Origin of the sequence: Streptomyces sp. NPDC091282, from assembly GCF_044757385.1 — a bacterium.
GTDB lineage: Bacteria > Actinomycetota > Actinomycetes > Streptomycetales > Streptomycetaceae > Streptomyces > Streptomyces gramineus.
This window is the reverse complement of sequence record NZ_JBIVUX010000003.1, coordinates 861,505-877,306: the sequence shown is the minus strand read 5'-3', so window position 1 is coordinate 877,306 and position 15,802 is coordinate 861,505. Positions and strand designations below refer to the sequence as shown.

14 protein-coding genes and 1 riboswitch are annotated in these 15,802 nt (G+C 69.6%); of the genes, 8 read left to right on the top strand and 6 right to left on the bottom strand.

Annotated elements, in window-relative coordinates:
• Positions 1-7: 7 nt before the first annotated feature.
• On the top strand, positions 8-265 hold the full coding sequence (locus ACIQOE_RS17905) for a WhiB family transcriptional regulator (protein WP_010353616.1): 258 nt from the start codon (positions 8-10) through the stop codon (positions 263-265).
• Positions 266-452: 187 nt separating this feature from the next.
• Here ACIQOE_RS17905 and ACIQOE_RS17900 read toward each other — a convergent pair whose 3' ends face one another.
• Positions 453-1,919, bottom strand: a complete 1,467-nt coding sequence (locus ACIQOE_RS17900; RefSeq protein ID WP_351322207.1) for a PAS domain-containing sensor histidine kinase — start codon at positions 1,917-1,919, stop codon at positions 453-455.
• 572 nt (positions 1,920-2,491) lie between these two features.
• On the opposite strand from ACIQOE_RS17900, the gene nagB reads away from it, so the two are divergent.
• Entirely contained in the window at positions 2,492-3,277 is a 786-nt protein-coding gene (gene nagB / locus ACIQOE_RS17895; protein WP_401412273.1) for a glucosamine-6-phosphate deaminase, read from the top strand.
• Positions 3,278-3,365: 88 nt separating this feature from the next.
• On the opposite strand, the gene ACIQOE_RS17890 is transcribed toward nagB, so the two are convergent.
• The 4 genes from ACIQOE_RS17890 to ACIQOE_RS17875 form a co-directional block, all read right to left on the bottom strand.
• On the bottom strand, positions 3,366-4,850 hold the full coding sequence (locus tag ACIQOE_RS17890; protein ID WP_399012194.1) for a glycoside hydrolase family 3 protein: 1,485 nt from the start codon (positions 4,848-4,850) through the stop codon (positions 3,366-3,368).
• A gap of 9 nt (positions 4,851-4,859) precedes the next feature.
• Complete coding sequence (locus tag ACIQOE_RS17885; RefSeq protein WP_351321740.1) at positions 4,860-5,696, bottom strand: carbohydrate ABC transporter permease; 837 nt, start codon at positions 5,694-5,696, stop codon at positions 4,860-4,862.
• Positions 5,693-6,667: a sugar ABC transporter permease gene (locus ACIQOE_RS17880; RefSeq protein WP_351321738.1), complete on the bottom strand. Its 975-nt coding sequence runs from the start codon at positions 6,665-6,667 to the stop codon at positions 5,693-5,695. Before ACIQOE_RS17880 ends, ACIQOE_RS17885 begins: the two co-directional genes overlap by 4 nt.
• 176 nt (positions 6,668-6,843) lie before the next feature.
• Positions 6,844-8,130 carry an extracellular solute-binding protein gene (locus ACIQOE_RS17875; protein WP_351321735.1) on the bottom strand — a complete coding sequence of 429 codons (1,287 nt, stop codon included), beginning with the start codon at positions 8,128-8,130 and terminating at the stop codon, positions 6,844-6,846.
• 358 nt (positions 8,131-8,488) lie between these two features.
• Between ACIQOE_RS17875 and ACIQOE_RS17870 the strand changes: the two genes are divergently transcribed.
• The 6 genes from ACIQOE_RS17870 to ACIQOE_RS17845 all read left to right on the top strand — a co-directional run bounded on the left by ACIQOE_RS17870 (position 8,489) and on the right by ACIQOE_RS17845 (position 15,569).
• A complete protein-coding gene (locus tag ACIQOE_RS17870) occupies positions 8,489-9,253 on the top strand; it encodes a GntR family transcriptional regulator (RefSeq protein WP_351321733.1) in 765 nt (254 codons plus the stop codon).
• A gap of 123 nt (positions 9,254-9,376) precedes the next feature.
• Positions 9,377-9,649, top strand: a complete 273-nt coding sequence (locus ACIQOE_RS17865; RefSeq protein ID WP_351321731.1) for a DUF3311 domain-containing protein — start codon at positions 9,377-9,379, stop codon at positions 9,647-9,649.
• The gene (gene mctP / locus ACIQOE_RS17860; protein ID WP_351321729.1) at positions 9,646-11,274 is read left to right on the top strand and encodes a monocarboxylate uptake permease MctP; all 1,629 of its coding nucleotides are present in this window, start codon (positions 9,646-9,648) and stop codon (positions 11,272-11,274) included. Before ACIQOE_RS17865 ends, mctP begins: the two co-directional genes overlap by 4 nt.
• Positions 11,275-11,378: 104 nt before the next feature.
• A complete protein-coding gene (locus ACIQOE_RS17855) occupies positions 11,379-11,885 on the top strand; it encodes a GNAT family N-acetyltransferase (RefSeq protein ID WP_362643839.1) in 507 nt (168 codons plus the stop codon).
• Positions 11,886-11,930: 45 nt separating this feature from the next.
• Positions 11,931-12,063, top strand: a riboswitch (cobalamin riboswitch).
• 126 nt (positions 12,064-12,189) lie between these two features.
• A complete protein-coding gene (locus tag ACIQOE_RS17850; protein ID WP_365556572.1) occupies positions 12,190-14,556 on the top strand; it encodes a ribonucleoside-diphosphate reductase subunit alpha in 2,367 nt (788 codons plus the stop codon).
• Positions 14,556-15,569: a ribonucleotide-diphosphate reductase subunit beta gene (locus ACIQOE_RS17845; RefSeq protein WP_351321723.1), complete on the top strand. Its 1,014-nt coding sequence runs from the start codon at positions 14,556-14,558 to the stop codon at positions 15,567-15,569. The genes ACIQOE_RS17850 and ACIQOE_RS17845 overlap by 1 nt, the downstream gene beginning before the upstream one ends.
• Here ACIQOE_RS17845 and ACIQOE_RS17840 read toward each other — a convergent pair.
• The gene (locus ACIQOE_RS17840) at positions 15,482-15,742 is read right to left on the bottom strand and encodes a hypothetical protein (RefSeq protein WP_351936660.1); all 261 of its coding nucleotides are present in this window, start codon (positions 15,740-15,742) and stop codon (positions 15,482-15,484) included. The genes ACIQOE_RS17845 and ACIQOE_RS17840 overlap by 88 nt on opposite strands.
• Positions 15,743-15,802: the final 60 nt, after the last annotated feature.

The following is a 15,802-nucleotide window of genomic DNA, read 5'->3' as shown; positions in this document are numbered from 1 at the left end:
AGCAGCCATGGACTGGCGTCACAACGCCGTTTGCCGCGAGGAAGACCCCGAGCTCTTCTTCCCCATCGGCAACACCGGTCCTGCGCTGCTGCAGATCGAGGAAGCCAAGGCCGTCTGCCGTCGCTGTCCTGTCATGGACCAGTGTCTGCAGTGGGCGCTCGAGTCCGGCCAGGACTCCGGCGTCTGGGGTGGTCTCAGCGAGGACGAGCGTCGCGCGATGAAGCGCCGTGCCGCCCGCAACCGGGCCCGTCAGGCCACCGCCTGACAGTCCCACCCCTGGTGACAGCCTGAGCTTGGCGGCGCGTACAGCGAGTACGCATCTCCCGCCCCCGAGCCGCAGCGCGCAGTACCCACGATGCGCTTAGTACGAGCAGCAACGAGCGAACGGCCCCGGACCCACCAGGTCCGGGGCTCTTTGCTGTGCCCGGCGGGCCCAAGTGCCCTGGGCCGCCCTACTTCTGCGGCTGCACCGGCACGTCGAGGATCACCCGGGTGCCCCGCTCCGGCGCCGGCACCATGTCGAACGTGCCGCCCAACTCGCCCTCCACCAGCGTTCGTACGATCTGCAGACCGAGGTTGCCCGAGCGGTGCGGGTCGAAGCCCTCGGGCAGACCGACGCCGTCGTCCTGGACGGTGACGAGGAGCCGCGCCTCCTTGGTGGTGCCGCCGCGGACCGCCGAGACCTCGACGGTCCCGGTCTCCCCCTCGCGGAAGCCGTGTTCGAGGGCGTTCTGCAGGATCTCGGTGAGGACCATCGACAGCGGGGTGGCCACCTCGGCGTCGAGTATGCCGAAGCGTCCGGTGCGCCGGCCGGTGACCTTGCCCGGCGAGATCTCCGCGACCATCGCCAGCACGCGGTCGGCGATCTCGTCGAACTCCACACGCTCGTCCAGGTTCTGGGACAGCGTCTCATGGACGATCGCGATCGAGCCGACCCGCCGGACGGCCTCCTCCAGGGCCTCCCGGCCGCGCTCGGACTCGATCCGGCGGGCCTGCAGGCGCAGCAGCGCGGCCACCGTCTGGAGGTTGTTCTTCACCCGGTGGTGGATCTCCCGGATGGTCGCGTCCTTGGTGATCAACTCGCGCTCTCGCCGCCGGAGTTCGGTGACGTCGCGGAGGAGCACCAGGGAACCGATGCGGGTGCCCTTGGGCTTGAGCGGGATCGCCCGGAACTGGATCGCGCCGTCGCTGGACTCGATCTCGAACTCGCGCGGCGCCCAGCCGCTGGCGACCTTGGCGAGCGCCTCGTCCACCGGGCCGCGGGTCGGGGCGAGTTCGGCCGTGGTGCGGCCCAGGTGGTGGCCGAGCAGGTCGGAGGCGAGCCCGAGGCGGTGGTAGGCGGAGAGGGCGTTCGGGGAGGCGTACTGCACGATGCCGTCGGCGTCGAGGCGGATCAGTCCGTCGCCGACCCGTGGCGAGGCGTCCATGTCGACCTGCTGGTTCGGGAAGGGAAACGATCCGGCAGCGATCATCTGCGCGAGGTCGGAGGCGCTCTGGAGGTAGGTCAGCTCCAGCCGGCTCGGGGTGCGCACGGTGAGCAGGTTGGTGTTGCGGGCGATGACCCCGAGGACCCGGCCCTCACGCCGTACCGGGATGGACTCGACCCGTACGGGGACCTCCTCCCGCCACTCCGGGTCGCCCTCGCGGACGATCCGGCCCTCGTCCAGGGCGATGTCCAGCATCGGGCGGCGGCCCCGCGGGACCAGGTGGCCGATCATGTCGTCCTGGTAGGAGGTGGGACCGGTGTTGGGGCGCATCTGCGCCACCGAGACGTAACGGGTGCCGTCCTCGGTGGGGACCCACAGGACCAGGTCGGCGAAGGAGAGGTCGGAGAGCAGTTGCCACTCCGACACCAGCAGATGGAGCCACTCGAGGTCGGAGTCGTCGAGGGCGGTGTGCTGGCGGACCAGTTCGTTCATGGAGGGCACTCTGCGAGCGTACCCGCGGGTCTGTTGATGGCCTAAAAGCGCCCGGAGACACCCGCGGGCCGCGGCGCCTGGGAGGGACCCTCAACCCTCCCGGCACCGCAGCCCGGAGCAGCAACGGCCACGGGGTGTGCGGTCCCGATCGGCCGAAGGTGAGGACCCGGGGCAGTCAGGGCAGAGAGCTCCGGTTCCTCGGTCCGTCCTCCTGTGCGGGGAAGACGGAAGAGTGCGACTGCGTCGTACGGTCCCGCCGTACTCCTTCAGTCCTCGTACGCAATTGTGGACTAGACCACGGTGTGTGTCCATGCGTTGGAGACTGTTCACAGTCGATGCGATCGCAGCGTAGCCCGCCGGAGGCGGCCGTGGGGCCCGATGGGGCGTGGCATTTTCCGACACCCCGGCATACAGGCGGGATTTTTCCTTGATTCACCCGTTCTGACGTATTCGCGTAACCTCACACTTGTCCCCTTTTCCCTGCGCACGCTCCCCGGGTGACGGGGGCGGGTTCTGTTAGATTGGTCCCATCGGATTGGTCTAAACCACATAGACAGAACGGCAGGCCCAGCGTGGAAGTTGTCATCGTTCCGGACGCCGCCGCGGGTGGCGAGCTCATCGCCGAGGCCATGGCCCAGCTGCTCCGCCGCACACCGGACGCGCTGCTCGGGGTGGCCACGGGCTCGACCCCGCTGCCCATCTACCAGGCGCTCGCGGCCAAGGTGCGGTCCGGTGCCGCGGACACCTCGCGGGCCCGCATAGCCCAGCTCGACGAGTACGTGGGGCTGCCGGCCGAGCATCCGGAGTCGTACCGGTCGGTGCTGCGGCGCGAGGTGCTGGAGCCGCTCGGGATCGGGATGGACGCGTTCCTCGGCCCGGACGGCGCCGCCGAGGACGTGCAGGCCGCCTGCAAGGCGTACGACAAGGCGCTGGCGCAGGCGGGCGGCGTGGACCTGCAGCTGCTCGGGATCGGGACCGACGGGCACATCGGCTTCAACGAGCCGTGCTCGTCACTGGCCTCGCGGACCCGGATCAAGACGCTCACCGAGCAGACCCGGGTGGACAACGCACGCTTCTTCGAGGGGGACATCACGCAGGTCCCGCACCACGTGATCACCCAGGGGATCGGGACGATCCTGGAGGCGCGGCACCTGGTGCTGCTCGCGACGGGCGAGGGCAAGGCCGACGCGGTCGCGGCGACCGTGGAAGGACCGGTCGCCGCGGTGTGCCCCGCGTCGGCGCTGCAGTTGCATCCGCACGCCACGGTGGTGGTGGACGAGGCGGCCGCGTCCAAGCTGAAGCTCGCGGACTACTTCCGGCACACGTTCTCCAACAAGCCCGCCTGGCAGGGGATCTGACGGACCCGCCCGGCCGGTGCGGTGCGCCGCGGACCGGCCGTCGCGCGGTTCCTCCCCCGGCCTCCGGCCGGGGGTACCCCCAGCGCCCCTAACGGGGCGCGATCACCTCGGCCGCCGCCGTGCCGCACACCCGCGCCGCACCGTGGGTCGCGATGTGCAGGGCGCCTCGGGCCGGGGCCTGAGGGACGCCCATCTCCACCACGATCGTGTCGGGGCGGGATCCCAGGAGCACGTCCAGGGCCGCGGTCATCCAGGGGTGGCGGTGCTCGTCACGGAGCACCGCCACGATCCTGCGGTCGCCCGCCGCCGCCAGGGCCTCCTGGCCCGCGTGGTCGCCCGTGAAGCCGGCCGTCTCCGTGCCGGGCAGGCGCTGGGCCAGTTCCGCGGCCACGCCCCACGGGGTCTCGGTGCCCACCGCGATGTTCGACACCGGGGTGAACACGGCCACGAAGGGGGCCTCGGCCAGCGGCGGGCAGGGGTCGACGCGCGTCACGTCGAGCGCGCGGCGGGCCGCGACGAGGCCGATGTCCGTGGCCGCGGCGCCGGAGCCGGTCCGGTGGGTCGTCGCCGTCCAGCGCGCCAGTGACCGCACCCGGTCCGCCGCCTGCGCGAGGCGTTCCTCGGGGAGTTCACCGGAGCGGACCGCCTCGACCAGGGCGTCGCGCAGCCGTCGTACCGTCTCCTCGTCGGCGAGGCCGCCGCCCACGCAGATCGCGTCGGCTCCGGCGGCGATGGCCAGCACGCTGCCGTGTTCGATGCCGTAGGTCGCGGAGATGGCCTGCATCTCCATGCCGTCGGTGACGATCAGACCCTCGTAGCCGAGTTCGCCGCGCAGGAGGTCGGTGAGGACGGTGCGGGAGAGCGTGGCAGGCCGGGCCGGGTCCAGGGCCGGGACCAGGATGTGCGCGCTCATCACGGCACGGGTGCCGGCGGCGATGGCGGCCCGGAACGGGGCCAGCTCCCGGGCGTGCAGGACGTCGGCGGCGGCGTCGATGCGGGGCAGCGCGAGGTGCGAGTCGACGGCGGTGTCGCCGTGCCCGGGGAAGTGCTTGGTGCACGCCGCGACTCCGGCCGACTGCAGGCCGGTGACGTAGGCCGCCGTGTGGCGGGCGACCAGGTCCGGGTCGGCGCCGAAGGAGCGGACGCCGATGACCGGGTTGGCCGGGTTGGAGTTGACGTCGGCGGACGGCGCCCAGTTGAAGTTCACCCCGCAGGCCGCCAGCCGGCGGCCCAGTTCGAGGGCGACCTCGCGGGTCAGCTCCGTGTCGTCGACGGCGCCGAGGGCGTGGTTGCCGGGGAAGGAGGAGCCGGTGTGCACCTCCAGCCGGGTGACGTCGCCTCCCTCCTCGTCGATCGCCACCAGGACGTCGTCCCGCTCGGTGCGCAACTGCGCGGTGAGGGCGGCGAGTTGTTCGGGCGAGGTGATGTTGCGGCCGAACAGGCCCACGGCGGCCAGGCCTTCGCCGAGCCGGCGCAGCAGCCAGTCGGGGGCGGTGGTGCCGGTGAAGCCGGGCTGGAGGACCGTCAGCGCGTCGCGCGTGAGTGTGTCCGTACCGCTGGCGAGTGTCGTCATCGGGTGGCGTTATCCCTTCACGGCGCCCGCGGTCAGGCCCGCGGCCATCTTGCGCTGGACGAGGAGGAAGAGGACGACGATCGGCACGGCCATCATCGTGGAGCCGGCCATCATCGGGGCGTATTCGGTGCCGTGCTTGGTGGTGAAGTTGGCGAGCCAGACGGTCGCGGTCTGGTGGTCCTGGCTGAGCAGCATCAGGGCGTAGAGGTACTCGTTCCAGGCTTGGATGAAGCCGTAGACCGAGGTGGCGACCAGGCCGGGGGCCAGCAGCGGGAAGACCACGCGGACGAAGGCGCCGGTGCGCGAGCAGCCGTCGACCATCGCGGCCTCCTCCAGCTCCTTCGGGATGTTGACGATGAACCCGCGCATGGTCCACACCGTGAACGGCAGGATGAAGGTCAGGTAGGTGATGATCAGGCCGCTGAGCTTGTCGTACTGGTCCAGGTCGTTCAGGAGCAGGAAGACCGGGATGATCATGGCGACCAGCGGGACCATCTGGACCGCGAGGATGCCGACGATCACGACCTTGCGGCCGCGGAAGGCGAACCGGGAGATGGCCAGGGCGGCCAGCAGGCCGATGACCATGCCGATCGCGACGACGGACAGCGAGACGATGAGGCTGCGGCCCACCGGGCCCCAGAAGTCGGCGATGTCCAGGGCGCGGCGGAAGTTGGACAGGGTCAGGCCCGTGGGCAGCAGGCTCGGGTCCGGGTCGATGGCGTCCTTGGCCGGCTTGAACGCCGTGTTCAGCATCCAGTAGACGGGGAAGCCGATGACGACGAAGACGAGCAGGCCGAGGACGTTCCAGCCCAGGCGCGGGCCCCTGCGGGTGGCTGCGGTGCTCATTCGACCTCTCCGATCTTCAGCATCTGGCGCATGTACACGGCGACGACGCCGAGCAGGAGGAGCACGGTGAGCAGGGCGATCGCGGAGCCCTGTCCGTAGTTGTTGACCACGAAGGCGCGGTCGTAGGAGTACGTCGTCAGGAGCTGGAACTCGGGCTCGGGGTGGCCGCCGCGCATCACGAAGACCTGCGGGAAGACGCCCATGTCCCAGATGACCGAGAGGGTCGTCAGCATCACGATGATCGGCTTGAGGATCGGGAGCGTGACGTAGCGGAAGACGCCCCAGGCGCCCGCGCCGTCCAGGCGGGCGGCCTCCTCCAGCTCCGCCGGGACCTGGGTCAGACCGGCGCTGAGCGTGATGACCACGAAGGGCACCGCTCCCCAGACCACCAGGAGCATGATCACCGCGAGTCCCTCGGGACCGCTGGCGAACCAGTTGTGGCCGATCAGCTCGACTCCGGGGATCTTGCTGAGCAGGGCGTTGAGGATGCCGTAGTCGGAGTCGAAGAGCCACTTGAAGAGCGTGGTGGCGACGATGACCGGCATGCCCCAGCTGGCCACCAGCACGATGTTGACCAGGGTCTTCACCCAGCCGGAGACCCGCTGCAGCAGAAGGGCGATGAGCATACCGACGACCATGGTGAAGACCACGCTGCCGACGGCGAAGATGATCGTGCGGAGCACGACCTGCCAGAACTCGGTGTCGCCGAGCACGTCGGAGAAGTTCCCGAACCCGACCCACTCGGCGGACTTGAAGCCCCACAGCTGGGACTGCCCGAACTCCTGGAAGGAGAGGGTGACCAGCCGGTAGAGGGGGTAGCCGAGCACCAGCCCGAGGATCGCGAGACAGGGCGCGAGCAGCAGCCAGGGGACGGCGGGCCCGCCGGAGCGCCGGTCCGTACGTGGTCGGTGCGGGGAGTCCGGTGGAGGTGCCGGCACCTTGGCGGGTGTGGTCGTGTCTACGGCACTCATCGCGTGCTCCTCAGCAGTTCAAGAAACGTCGGGTGGCGCGCCCCCGTGGGGGCGCGGGGAACTGCGCCAACAGCCCCGCGCACCCGCGGCGGCCGCGCAGCCCAACGCGGCACTCTCTTGGTGGAACTCACCCGCCGGGCCTGACCCCCCGTCGACCAGGCCCGGCCGGATGGCGACTACTTGGTGTTGATGACCTTGTCGATCGCGGCGTCCGCGGTCTTCGCGGCGGCCTCCACCGACTGCTTGCCGGTACCGATGTTCTGCAGCATGGTCTGCAGGACCTGGGCCTTCTCGACCTGGCCCCAGCCCGGCGCCATCGGGACGAACCAGTTGGACTCGGCCGCGGTGGCCGGCACCTCGGTCGCCGGGTCGCTCTTCAGCGTCGCGAGGTCGGTCTTGTTGTTGGGCAGGTTGCCCTTGGCCATCAGGCCCTTCTGGCCGGAGGGACCGGTGAACGCGTTGATCCACTCGGCCGCGACGCCCTGCGCCTTGGACTTCACCGGGATGGCGAGGTCGGAACCGCCGAGGAAGACCGGCATGTTCTTGCCGGACGGGCCGGGCATCACGAAGTTGACCAGGTTGTCCTTCAGCTTGCCGCCCGTCTTGTCGTTCTTCGGGTCGGCCGCGGTGGCGCCTTCCCACGCGGCACCGAAGATCATGGACGACTTGCCCTGGCCGTAGACGATGTACCGGTCGGACTCGTCCTTGGTCTTGTCACCGTGCATGTACTTGTCGATGACGTTCTTGAACTCGTTGAGGCCCTTGAGGGACTCGGGCGAGGAGAGGTTGCCCTTCCACTGGCCGCCGGACTCCGCGGCGATGGAGCCGCCGGCGTCGTAGACGAAGGACATGGCCGCGTACCAGTCACGGGTGGGCTGGTACCAGGCGCTGAACTTGTCGCCTTCCTTCTTCTGGATCTTGTCCAGGTCGGCGGTCAGCTCGGTGTAGGTCTTCGGCGTGGTCTTGATGCCGGCCGAGGCGGCGATGTCCTTGCGCCAGTTGGCGACGCGGCCACCGGCGTAGTACGGCACGCCGTAGGTCTTGCCGTCGTAGGTGACCGAGGCCTTGAGGCCGTCGAGCCACTGGCCGGAGTTGGTGAACTGGGAGGCCTCGACGGGAGCGAAGGCGCCCTTCACCATGTAGCCGAGCATCTCGGTGTTGCCCATCTCGACCACGTCGGGGGCCTTGTCGGTGGCGAGGACGGCGTCGAGCTTGGTGTTCTTGTCCGGCCAGCCGTAGTACTCGTGCTTGATCTTGATGCCGGGGTGCTTCTTCTGCACGGCGGCGTCGGCGGCCTTCACCAGGTCGGGCCAGTTGTTCTGGGCGTCCACGGTGAGCCAGACGGTCAGCGCCTTGGCGTCCGCCCCCTGCGCCTTGTTGTCGTCCTTGTTGTCACTGCCACACGCCGCGATGGAGACGACCATGCCCGCGATACCAATCGCGGCTATCAGCTTGCGCTTCACGCCACCCTCCTCAGGGATGCCACAAACCCCCCTGCCTCCCCGCACGAGCGTTGGGCCGGGACCTGGACCAATGGTGTAGACCAGTGCGGGAAGCTTGGCCCAGACCAGCAGGCCTGTCAAGGGTGGTCGAATGGGCTCCGACCAGCCGTTATGCGACCTACATATGCAGGAACCTTTAAGTAAGAAGCCCTCGAAAATCCCCGGGGCGGACGAGACAATTCCGGTAGACCACTCACGTGGTGGACTAGACCAAAAGAGCCCGCGGAGGTATACAGAGGGGATCACGCAGCGTGCAGGGGGTGTCCCGGTACGCTGCCGTGCCACGAAGTGGCCGGATCAGGAGCCGGGAAGGCGGAGCATGAGCACCGACGTCAGCAGTGCGGAGAACGAGAGCGGGACAGCCGTCCGTACCGCGCGCGTGCCCAAGTACTACCGCCTGAAGAAACACCTCCTCGAGATGACGGAGACACAGGCCCCCGGCACCCCGGTCCCGCCCGAGCGCACGCTGGCCGCCGAGTTCGACACCTCCCGCACCACCGTCCGCCAGGCCCTGCAGGAACTCGTGGTCGAGGGCCGCCTCGAACGCATCCAGGGCAAGGGCACCTTCGTGGCCAAGCCGAAGGTCTCCCAGGCGCTCCAGCTCACCTCCTACACCGAGGACATGCGCGCCCAGGGCCTGGAGCCGACCTCGCAGCTGCTGGACATCGGCTACATCACCGCCGACGACCGCCTCGCGGGACTGCTCGACATCACGGCCGGCGGACGCGTGCTGCGCATCGAGCGGCTGCGCATGGCCAACGGCGAGCCCATGGCCATAGAGACCACCCACCTGAGCGCCAAGCGCTTCCCGGCGCTGCGCCGCTCCCTCGTCAAGTACACGTCCCTCTACACCGCCCTCGCAGAGGTGTACGACGTCCACCTCGCCGAGGCCGAGGAGATCATCGAGACCTCGCTGGCCACACCGCGCGAGGCCGGCCTGCTCGGCACCGACGTGGGCCTGCCGATGCTGATGCTCTCCCGGCACTCGCTGGACCGCGACGGCCAGCCGGTGGAGTGGGTGCGCTCGGTGTACCGCGGCGACCGCTACAAGTTCGTGGCCCGCCTCAAGCGCCCGCAGGACTGACAGCGGGCGCCCTTCACAGAATCGACATACCGATAGCCGGACGGCTACTTCCGCTCCGGTGACGCCGTGACCTAGATTGCCTGCGCGTTACACAGGCGAACGGTGAGGGGACGGAGCCGCGGTATGTCGGATGTACCTGAAGTGAGTCAGCCGGTGGTGACACCGATACGCGTGGTCATCACCGTCTGCCTCGTCGCGCCCTTCGTGGCGATGCTGTGGGTGGGCTCCTACGCGAAGACGGACCCGACGTTCATCGGGATCCCGTTCTTCTACTGGTACCAGATGCTCTGGGTGCTGATCTCCACCGCGCTCACGATGACCGCGTACCAGCTGTGGCAGCGCGAGCAGCGCGCCCGCAAGGCGGCCGCCGGTACGGACGGGGGTGCGCAGCGGTGAAGGACGGTGTGAACGGCGTCGCGCTCGGCGTCTTCATCTTCTTCTTCCTGGCCGTCACGGTCATGGGATTCATGGCCGCGCGCTGGCGCAAGGCCGAGAACGAGCACTCGCTCGACGAATGGGGCCTGGGCGGCCGGTCGTTCGGCACCTGGGTGACCTGGTTCCTGCTCGGCGGCGACCTGTACACGGCGTACACCTTCGTCGCCGTACCGGCGGCGATCTACGCGGCGGGCGCGGCCGGCTTCTTCGCGGTGCCCTACACGATCCTCGTCTACCCGCTGATCTTCACGTTCCTGCCCCGTCTGTGGTCGGTCTCCCACCGGCACGGCTACGTGACGACCTCGGACTTCGTGCGCGGGCGCTTCGGCTCCAAGGGACTCTCGCTGGCCGTCGCCCTGACCGGCATCCTGGCGACGATGCCCTACATCGCGCTCCAGCTGGTCGGCATCCAGGCGGTCCTCGACGTGATGGGCGTCGGCGGCGGCGACGGCACCAACTGGTTCGTGAAGGACCTCCCGCTGCTCATCGCCTTCGGCGTGCTGGCGGCCTACACCTACTCCTCGGGCCTGCGGGCGCCCGCGCTCATCGCGTTCGTGAAGGACGGGCTGATCTACCTCGTCATCGCGGTGGCGATCATCTACATCCCGATCAAGCTGGGCGGCTTCGACGACATCTTCGCCAAGGCCGGACACGCCTTCGCGCAGGTCAATCCGGCCACCGGCAAGCCACGCGGCGCGCTCGCGCCACCCGAGGCCGGCCAGTGGACCTACGCCACCCTGGCCCTGGGCTCCGCGCTCGCGCTGTTCATGTACCCGCACTCGATCACCGCGACGCTCTCCTCCCGGAGCCGGGACGTGATCCGCCGCAACACCACGATCCTGCCGCTGTACTCCCTGATGCTGGGCCTGCTCGCGCTGCTCGGCTTCATGGCCATCGCGGCGGGCATCAAGGTCACCAACGGCCAGCTGGCCATCCCCCAGCTGTTCGAGGACATGTTCCCGGACTGGTTCGCGGGCGTGGCCTTCGCGGCGATCGGCATCGGCGCCCTGGTCCCGGCGGCCATCATGTCCATCGCGGCCGCGAACCTCTTCACCCGCAACATCTACCGGGACTTCATCAAGCCGGACGCCACGCCGAAGCAGGAGGCCAAGGTCTCCAAGCTCGTCTCGCTGCTGGTGAAGGTCGGCGCGCTGGTCTTCGTCCTCACCATGGACAAGACGGTCGCCATCAACTTCCAGCTGCTGGGCGGCATCTGGATCCTGCAGACCTTCCCGGCCCTGGTCGGCGGCCTGTTCACCCGCTGGTTCCACCGCTGGGCGCTGCTGGCGGGCTGGGCGGTGGGCATGGTCTACGGCACGGCCGCGGCCTACGGCGTGGCCTCCCCCACCCAGAAGCACTTCGGGGGCTCGGCCAAGGAGATCCCCGGCATCGGCGAGATCGGCTACATCGGCCTGACGGCGTTCGTGATGAACGTGGTGGTCACGGTGGTCCTGACGTTCGTCCTGAAGGCCCTGAAGGCCCCCGAGGGCATCGACGAGACGACGCCGGGGGACTACACGGCCGACGCCGGCGACCCGGGCGTGGAGAAGGAACTCCCGCCGGCCGTCGCGGAGGGCGCCCACTAGGACGCGCCCTCCAAGGGGCGCGGGGAACGCCACCGCGCACGACCCGCAGCGGGCCGCCGAAAAGACGTCACGTCGGCGGCCCGCCGTCGTACACACTCCTGCGCATGACGATCCGCATCCGCGAAGCGCGGCCCGCCGAATACGGCGTCCTCGGCGAACTGACGGCCCAGGCCTACCTCAAGGACGGCCTCCTCGACTTCGGCGAGAGCGACTCCTACCTGACCGAACTGAGGGACGTGGCGAAACGGGCGGCCGCGGCCACCGTTCTCGTCGCCGTGGCCGACGACGTCCTCCTGGGCGGCGTGACCTTCGTCCCGGGGCCCGGCCCGATGGCCGACCTCGCCGCCGCGGACGAGGCGGAGATCCGCATGCTCGCCGTCGACGGCGCCGCCCGCGGCCGGGGCGCCGGCGCCGCGCTCGTCCGCGCCTGCGTCGAGCGCGCACGCGCCCTCGAAGGCTGCGGGAGGATCGTGCTGTCGACGCAGCGCACCATGGAGTCCGCCCACCGGATCTACGCACGCCTCGGCTTCGTCCGCACACCCGAGCGGGACTGGAATCCCTTGCCGCAGCTGGACGGCATCACTCTCCTCACCTATGAGCTGACACTCTGACACCTCCGCGACACAACATGTGGGGGTGCTACCGCGACCCGGCACTAGATGTATGCTCATGCTCGCTGTCGCCGCAGGGGAATCCGGTGCGAATCCGGAACTGTCCCGCAACGGTGTACTTGCGCACATCTGTGCGCGAGCGTCAGTCCGAGGACCTGCCGACAGCCGACGCCCGGCCGTCCGGCCCGGGTGTTCCGACGTCCGGGCCTCGTGGAGTGGGCCGGGGACGCGACACGCGTGCGTGCGCCCGTGTGCTGCCCCCTGCCCTCCGCCAGGCCCCGAGCCGAGCGAGGGAGAGCCCCACGTGACCATCGCGCCAGCCGAACCGGCTTCAGCGACCACCTCTGTGGACGAGGACGGTCCCGGCACCGCGTTGCTGCGGACCCTGACCGGGCTGACCGCCGACCTCCCCGACGCCGACCCCGGCCGGGTCGCCGCCGCCGCGCTGCGCGGCCGCTCGGCGCGGGCCGACGAGGCGGAGCTGCGCGAGCTGGCCACCGAGGCGGCCGCCGGTCTCATCTCGGAGGACCCCGCCTACTCCCGGCTCGCCGCCCGGCTGCTGACGATCTCCATCCGCGCCGAAGCCGCCTCGCAGGGCGTGACGACCTTCACCGAGTCCGTCGCCGTCGGCCACCGCGAGGGCCTCATCGCGGACCGCACCGCCGACTTCGCGCGCCTGCACGCGGCCCGCCTGGACGCCCTGGTCGACCCGGCCGCCGACGACCGCTTCGGCTACTTCGGCCTGCGCACCCTGCACAGCCGCTACCTGCTCCGGCACCCGATCACCCGCAAGGTCGTCGAGACCCCGCAGCACTTCATGCTCCGCGTCGCCGCCGGCCTCGCCGAGGACGACACGGCCCGCGCCCTGGACGAAGTCGCCGCGCTCTACGGGCTCATGAGCCGCCTCGACTACCTGCCCTCCTCCCCCACCCTCTTCAACTCCGGCACCCGGCACCCCCAGATGTCGTCCTGCTACCTCCTGGACTCCCCCAAGGACGAGCTGGACTCCATCTACGACCGCTACCACCAGGTGGCCCGGCTCTCCAAGCACGCAGGCGGCATCGGCCTCTCCTACAGCCGCATCCGCTCCCGGGGTTCGCTGATCCGCGGCACCAACGGGCACTCCAACGGCATCGTGCCGTTCCTCAAGACGCTCGACGCCTCGGTCGCCGCGGTGAACCAGGGCGGCCGGCGCAAGGGCGCGGCCGCGGTCTACCTGGAGACCTGGCACTCCGACATCGAGGAGTTCCTGGAGCTGCGCGACAACACCGGTGAGGACGCCCGGCGCACGCACAACCTGAACCTCGCGCACTGGATCCCGGACGAGTTCATGCGCCGGGTCAACGCCGACGGGCAGTGGTCCCTGTTCTCCCCCGCCGACGTGCCCGAGCTGGTGGACCTGTGGGGCGACGAGTTCGACGCGGCCTACCGCGCGGCGGAGAGCCGGGGCCTGGCGCGCAAGACCATCCCGGCCCGGGACCTGTACGGCCGGATGATGCGCACCCTCGCGCAGACCGGCAACGGCTGGATGACGTTCAAGGACGCGGCCAACCGCACCGCCAACCAGACCGCCACCCCCGGTCACGTCGTCCACTCCTCGAACCTCTGCACGGAGATCCTGGAGGTCACCGACGACGGCGAGACGGCGGTCTGCAACCTGGGGTCGGTGAACCTCGGCGCGTTCGTCGACACCGCGAGCGGTGACATCGACTGGGAGCGGCTGGACGAGACCGTGCGCACCGCGGTCACCTTCCTCGACCGGGTCGTCGACATCAACTTCTACCCGACCGAGCAGGCCGGCCGTTCCAACGCCAAGTGGCGTCCCGTGGGCCTGGGCGCCATGGGTCTCCAGGACGTCTTCTTCAAGCTGCGGCTGCCGTTCGACTCCGCCGAGGCCAAGGCGCTCTCCACCCGGATCGCCGAGCGGATCATGCTCGCCGCGTACGAGGCCTCCGCCGACCTCGCCGAGCGCGGCGGCCCGCTGCCGGCCTGGGAGAAGACCCGTACCGCGCGGGGTGTGCTGCACCCGGACCACTTCGGTGTCGAGTTCACCTGGCCGGAGCGCTGGGCGGCGCTGCGTGCGCGGATCGCGACGACCGGGCTGCGCAACAGCCTGCTGCTGGCGATCGCGCCCACCGCCACCATCGCTTCGATCGCGGGTGTCTACGAGTGCATCGAGCCGCAGGTCTCGAACCTCTTCAAGCGCGAGACGCTGTCCGGCGAGTTCCTCCAGGTCAACTCCTACCTGGTGCGGGAGCTCAAGGACCTCGGCGTCTGGGACGCCCGCACCCGTGAGGCGCTGCGCGAGGCCAACGGCTCGGTGCAGGACTTCGCGTGGATCCCGGCCGACGTGCGGGCGCTGTACCGCACGGCCTGGGAGATCCCGCAGCGCGGTCTGATCGACATGGCCGCGGCCCGCACGCCATACCTGGACCAGGCCCAGTCCCTGAACCTGTTCCTGGAGACGCCGACCATCGGCAAGCTCTCCTCGATGTACGCGTACGCCTGGAAGTCGGGCCTGAAGACGACGTACTACCTGCGTTCGCGCCCGGCGACCCGGATCGCCCGCGCCGCGCAGGCCCAAGCCACCGTTCCCGCCCAGCAGACGGCCGTCGAAGACGCGGTCGCCTGCTCCCTGGAAAACCCCGAGTCCTGCGAGGCCTGCCAGTAATGACCACCCAGAAGAAGAACCTGCTCGACCCGGGCTTCGAGCTGACTCTGCGCCCGATGCGCTACCCCGACTTCTACGAGCGCTACCGGGACGCCATCAAGAACACCTGGACCGTCGAGGAGGTCGACCTCCACTCGGACGTCGCCGACCTCGCCAAGCTCAGCCCCTCCGAGCAGCACCTGATCGGCCGGCTGGTGGCGTTCTTCGCGACCGGTGACTCGATCGTGGCGAACAACCTGGTGCTGACGCTGTACAAGCACATCAACTCCCCCGAGGCGCGGCTCTACCTGAGCCGTCAGCTGTTCGAGGAGGCCGTGCACGTCCAGTTCTACCTGACGCTGCTGGACACCTATCTGCCCGACCCGGAGGACCGCACGGCCGCGTTCGCCGCGGTGGAGAACATCCCCTCCATCCGCGAGAAGGCCGAGTTCTGCTTCCGGTGGATGGACTCGGTGGAGAACCTGGACCGGCTGGAGTCCCGGGCCGACCGCCGCCGCTTCCTGCTCAACCTGATCTGCTTCGCCGCGTGCATCGAGGGCCTGTTCTTCTACGGCGCCTTCGCGTACGTCTACTGGTTCCGCAGCCGGGGTCTGCTGCACGGTCTCGCCACGGGCACCAACTGGGTGTTCCGCGACGAGACGATGCACATGAGCTTCGCGTTCGACGTGGTCGACACGGTCCGCAAGGAGGAGCCGGACCTGTTCGACGACGAACTCCGCCAGCAGGTCACCGACATGCTGCGGGAGGCCGTCGAGGCCGAGCTGCAGTTCGCCCGTGACCTGTGCGGCGACGGCCTGCCCGGCATGAACACGGACTCGATGCGCCAGTACCTGGAGTGCGTCGCCGACCAGCGGCTCGGCCGCCTCGGCTTCGCTCCGGTGTACGGCTCGGAGAACCCGTTCTCCTTCATGGAGCTGCAGGGCGTTCAGGAGCTGACGAACTTCTTCGAGCGGCGGCCGTCCGCGTACCAGGTCGCGGTGGAGGGCACCGTGGACCTGGACGAGGACTTCTGAGCCTTCTGAGCCATCGGGGTCTCCCGCTCTCCGCGGTCCTCGTGGGCCTCCCTGATCTGCCGGTCGATGCGCCTGTCGCGCAGGACGCCGAGCACGGACGGGAGGGCCATGAGGACCAGGATCCCGAGGACCAGGACCATTCCGACGAGACCTTCGATCTGGTTTCCGTTCATGGACACCACTGTCCCGCCGGATGCTCCTTACCGTGAGTGGCAGCACTGCCACACACCCTC

Coding starts and splice junctions, on each gene's coding strand:
- ACIQOE_RS17905 (WP_010353616.1), top strand. CDS start 8: ATGGACTGGCGTCACAACGCCGTTTGCCGCGAGGAAGACCCCGAGCTC.
- ACIQOE_RS17900 (WP_351322207.1), bottom strand. CDS start 1,919: ATGAACGAACTGGTCCGCCAGCACACCGCCCTCGACGACTCCGACCTC.
- ACIQOE_RS17890 (WP_399012194.1), bottom strand. CDS start 4,850: ATGACGACACTCGCCAGCGGTACGGACACACTCACGCGCGACGCGCTG.
- ACIQOE_RS17885 (WP_351321740.1), bottom strand. CDS start 5,696: ATGAGCACCGCAGCCACCCGCAGGGGCCCGCGCCTGGGCTGGAACGTC.
- ACIQOE_RS17880 (WP_351321738.1), bottom strand. CDS start 6,667: ATGAGTGCCGTAGACACGACCACACCCGCCAAGGTGCCGGCACCTCCA.
- ACIQOE_RS17870 (WP_351321733.1), top strand. CDS start 8,489: ATGAGCACCGACGTCAGCAGTGCGGAGAACGAGAGCGGGACAGCCGTC.
- ACIQOE_RS17865 (WP_351321731.1), top strand. CDS start 9,377: ATGTCGGATGTACCTGAAGTGAGTCAGCCGGTGGTGACACCGATACGC.
- ACIQOE_RS17855 (WP_362643839.1), top strand. CDS start 11,379: ATGACGATCCGCATCCGCGAAGCGCGGCCCGCCGAATACGGCGTCCTC.
- ACIQOE_RS17845 (WP_351321723.1), top strand. CDS start 14,556: ATGACCACCCAGAAGAAGAACCTGCTCGACCCGGGCTTCGAGCTGACT.
- ACIQOE_RS17840 (WP_351936660.1), bottom strand. CDS start 15,742: ATGAACGGAAACCAGATCGAAGGTCTCGTCGGAATGGTCCTGGTCCTC.